Annotated in this window: 3 protein-coding genes; 1 reads left to right on the top strand and 2 read right to left on the bottom strand. The window is 66.2% G+C overall.

Annotation, left to right across the window (positions count from 1 at the left end; all coding sequences use genetic code 11):
• Window positions 1-591, top strand: a 591-nt coding sequence (locus FHG71_RS23870; protein ID WP_342777527.1) for a DUF6880 family protein, incomplete at its 5' end; no start/stop codon positions are given.
• 236 nt (window positions 592-827) lie between these two features.
• On the opposite strand, the gene FHG71_RS22910 is transcribed toward FHG71_RS23870, so the two are convergent.
• Both FHG71_RS22910 and FHG71_RS22905 read right to left on the bottom strand, forming a co-directional pair.
• On the bottom strand, window positions 828-1,106 hold the full coding sequence (locus FHG71_RS22910) for an HlyU family transcriptional regulator (protein ID WP_139084105.1): 279 nt from the start codon (window positions 1,104-1,106) through the stop codon (window positions 828-830).
• Between the two features lie 328 nt (window positions 1,107-1,434).
• Complete coding sequence (locus FHG71_RS22905) at window positions 1,435-2,814, bottom strand: cytochrome P450 (RefSeq protein WP_139084103.1); 1,380 nt, start codon at window positions 2,812-2,814, stop codon at window positions 1,435-1,437.
• Window positions 2,815-3,164: the final 350 nt, after the last annotated feature.

Below are 3,164 nucleotides of genomic sequence, written 5' to 3'. Positions count from 1 at the left end.
GCCGAGCCTCGGCGAGAAGGCTGGGCCGGGCCGGAGCTCGAGTGGGAGGACGCCCGCATCGAGGTGCTGGAGGCACTGGGCCGCCCCGAGGAGGCGCAGGTTGCCCGTTGGTCCTGCTTCGAGCGGAGGCTCTCGGCCCCGCACCTCAGGACCCACCTCCAGCGCCTGCCCGACTTCGACGACCTCGAGGCAGAGGAACGCGCCTTCGACCTCGTCCAGAACTCCGAGAACATACATCCAGCGCTGCTGTTTCTCCTGGCCTGGCCGGCGCTCGACCGGGCGGCCGCGCTGGTGATCGGGCGCGCGGCCGAGCTCGACGGCGACCACTACGAGGTCATGACCCCGGCCGCCGAGGCGCTGGCGGGCCGGCACCCGCTGGGGGCCACGCTGGCGCTACGGGCAATGATCGACTTTGCCCTGACCCACAGCCGATCGGGCCGCTACCGCCATGCCGCTCGGCACCTCCTGGAGTGCGCAAGCTTGGCGTCCGCGGTCCCGGATTGGGGCGCGGTGGAGCCTCATGAGACCTATGTGGCGCGCCTGAAAGCAGAACACGGGAGCAAGAGCGCGTTCTGGAACCTGACCTTATGAGGCGTGCAGGCCAACCGCTTCCGCTCCGCCGTGGCGGTGGGCGAGAGGTGCCCGAGCTAGGCTGAGCCAGCCGAAGGTGCCGAGACGGGGCGGCGACACAGGTGGAGGAGGCTCATCCGCCCTAAGCCTTTCTTTCGCGCCGCTGGCCGACTGGTCGGGGGCTCGCCGGAATGGCGGCCGGCATCTCGACGACCGCCTCGGCCCCAGGTTTGCTCTCGCCTTGGGGGCGCTACTGCTTAGTCAAACAGCCGCTCCCCCTGTTCGTCGATCACTTGCCGGGCCTTCGCCAGCGACAACGCGCGCGCCTCTTCAGGAGTGGCGACCGTGTCAGCCCGGACGAGATCATAGATGCGGCGGACGCCAGCCACCTCCTTTTCGATCCGCGCGGCGATCCGGTAGTGGCTGCCCTCGCGAATAGGCTTGGGTGTGATATGGAAGCCCTTGTGCTCCTCCGAAGGGGCGGAGGCAGGTTCCTTTGCTTGCTTACGTCCGAAGAAGCGTGACCAGAGCGGCATGGCGGGCCCTCCTTGGGGATGCGAAAGCTGAGGATGAGGGTAGCCCCACCGGAGCAGGGGTAGCGGCGAAAGTGGCTGGTCGACAAGCGGCGCGTTCGCCGATCGCTGGAGGCCGCTTCGGCGTGTTGCAGAGCCCTAGGAGCATTGCCGGACGACCTGATCAGGCCGCTCCTTTCCGCTCTGTCCGTCATTCCACTGGCATGCGATGAGCCAAGTGGAACGCTTGGATACCAGCCGACCGACAACACGCTTTGCTTGCCACAACGGTTCAATCTGACAGTTCCATACGATGGGATAGTCTTCAATCATGGCACCCTTTAGGCTCCCATCAGCTCCTTGGCTCAAAGCGGAGCACGAGAGGGCCTTCGGGTCGCAGCGTTATTCGGTGGATGGGTTGCGGCGGGACGGAACTGCCGAGCCGGACTGTCACGTGATTTAGGAGAGTTGCTAGCCCGACAATCATCTCCATGAGGGCAAATCCTGCGCCGATGCAGATCCGCGGCCCGGCGCCGAAGGGCAGAAAGGCGCAGCGCGGCCGTAATCGCGTGGCGGCGTCCTGAAAGCGTGCCGGGTCAAAGACATCCGGCTCCTCCCAGAGGGTGCGATGCCGATGGATGGTGTAGATCGGAATGAAGACCAGGGAGCCGGTCCGGATCAGTTCGCCCCCGATTTGGCAATCACGCAAGGCAAGGCGGGCCAGTCGTGGCACTGGTGGAAAGAGGCGCATGGTTTCCTCCAAGAAGCACCGGACGTCCCCGAGCGCCTCAAGATGGGCCATCTCGACAGGCCCTTCGCCTACCACCGCCCGGACCTGAGACGACAACGTGTCCTGTCGGTCCGGCTGGGCCGCCAGGCAGTATAGCGCCCAGATGAGGGCATTGGCCGATGTCTCATGTCCGGCGGCGAGTAGTGTCATGAACATGTCGAGCAGGTCCTGGTCGCTGAGCGCCCGGCCGGTCTCCGGATCCTCAGCCTCGATCAGAACCTGCGCGAGGTCCGGCGAGTCCAGCCGCTTACCCCGTCGGGATGCGATAAAGGAGCGGATGAGATCGCGTCCTTCTGCCGCCGCCCTCCTCATCCGCAACTTCCCCGGATGGGGAACGAACGAGGGCAGACCCAGAAGGACATAGGCGATGATCCAAGGCACCGGGGCCACGTAGCGGGCGACAAGCTGCGAGACGCGCCTGGCGTCGGGCTGGCTGAAATCGGAGAAGAAGGCCCCGCAGATCACGTTCAGGGTCGCCCGCCTTACGGCCTCGTCGACCTCATGCGGGCCCGGCGCGCTGGCCCAGCGTGAGGCCAGCGCTTCGAAGGGCTGGCGCATGACGGGAAGATAGGTCGCGAGAGCCGTCTGTCGGAAGGCCGGGGCGGCCAGGCGCCGTTGCCAGCGCCAGTCCTGGCCCTCAGCTGTCAGCAGGCTGCGCCCGACAACAGGCTCGAAGATCCGGGCATCGATGGGGGACTTGGAGAAGGCCTCATGGCGGTGAACGAGCACGGTTTCCACGAGGTCGGGGGCCATGAGGGAGTAGACGTCTCGCCCCCTCAGGGTGGTGCGGATGCAGGCTTCCTCGTAGGCCGCCTTCGGCACCGAGGCCACCGGGTTGCGGACGACGACCCGCAACAGTCCCAGCGTGGACAACGGTCCTTCGACCGGACTTATCTTGGGGGGCGTGAAGGCGGCTGGTGGTCCGGCGACAGTGGTGTCCATCGGATTGGTCCCTCCGGAGATGGGAAGAGCCTAGGCGCAACCGGGACGGCCGGTCCACGGTCTCGTCGGCCTTTGCCCAACAAGCATCCGCTCCCAACGTTCAAGCCCTGACCGCGAGGTGATGCGGGGCACGGGTGCTGTCGGGTCTGGATGGCTCCGGTCACCACGGGAACCGATTTGGCAGCGTGACACTTCGGGGGGCCGTTCAGGTCTCTGACCGTTCGGAGCGACCCAACAAACCGCCGGCCGTTATGAAGTCCGCAAACCCTGAGTTCCCTCGCCAGCCCCCGATCACGGTTCCGGGGTCAATGATAGTTCGTGGGGGCATGCTGGGCTAGCGAGATGGCTGG

It is taken from the genome of Rubellimicrobium roseum (assembly GCF_006152145.1).
GTDB lineage: Bacteria > Pseudomonadota > Alphaproteobacteria > Rhodobacterales > Rhodobacteraceae > Rubellimicrobium > Rubellimicrobium roseum.
Note: the sequence above shows the minus strand (reverse complement) of the source record. Positions and strands in the feature narration are given on the sequence as shown.

Excerpts from the sequence above, each read along its gene's own strand:
- FHG71_RS22910 (WP_139084105.1), bottom strand. The coding sequence starts at position 1,106 with ATGCCGCTCTGGTCACGCTTCTTCGGACGTAAGCAAGCAAAGGAACCT.
- FHG71_RS22905 (WP_139084103.1), bottom strand. The coding sequence starts at position 2,814 with ATGGACACCACTGTCGCCGGACCACCAGCCGCCTTCACGCCCCCCAAG.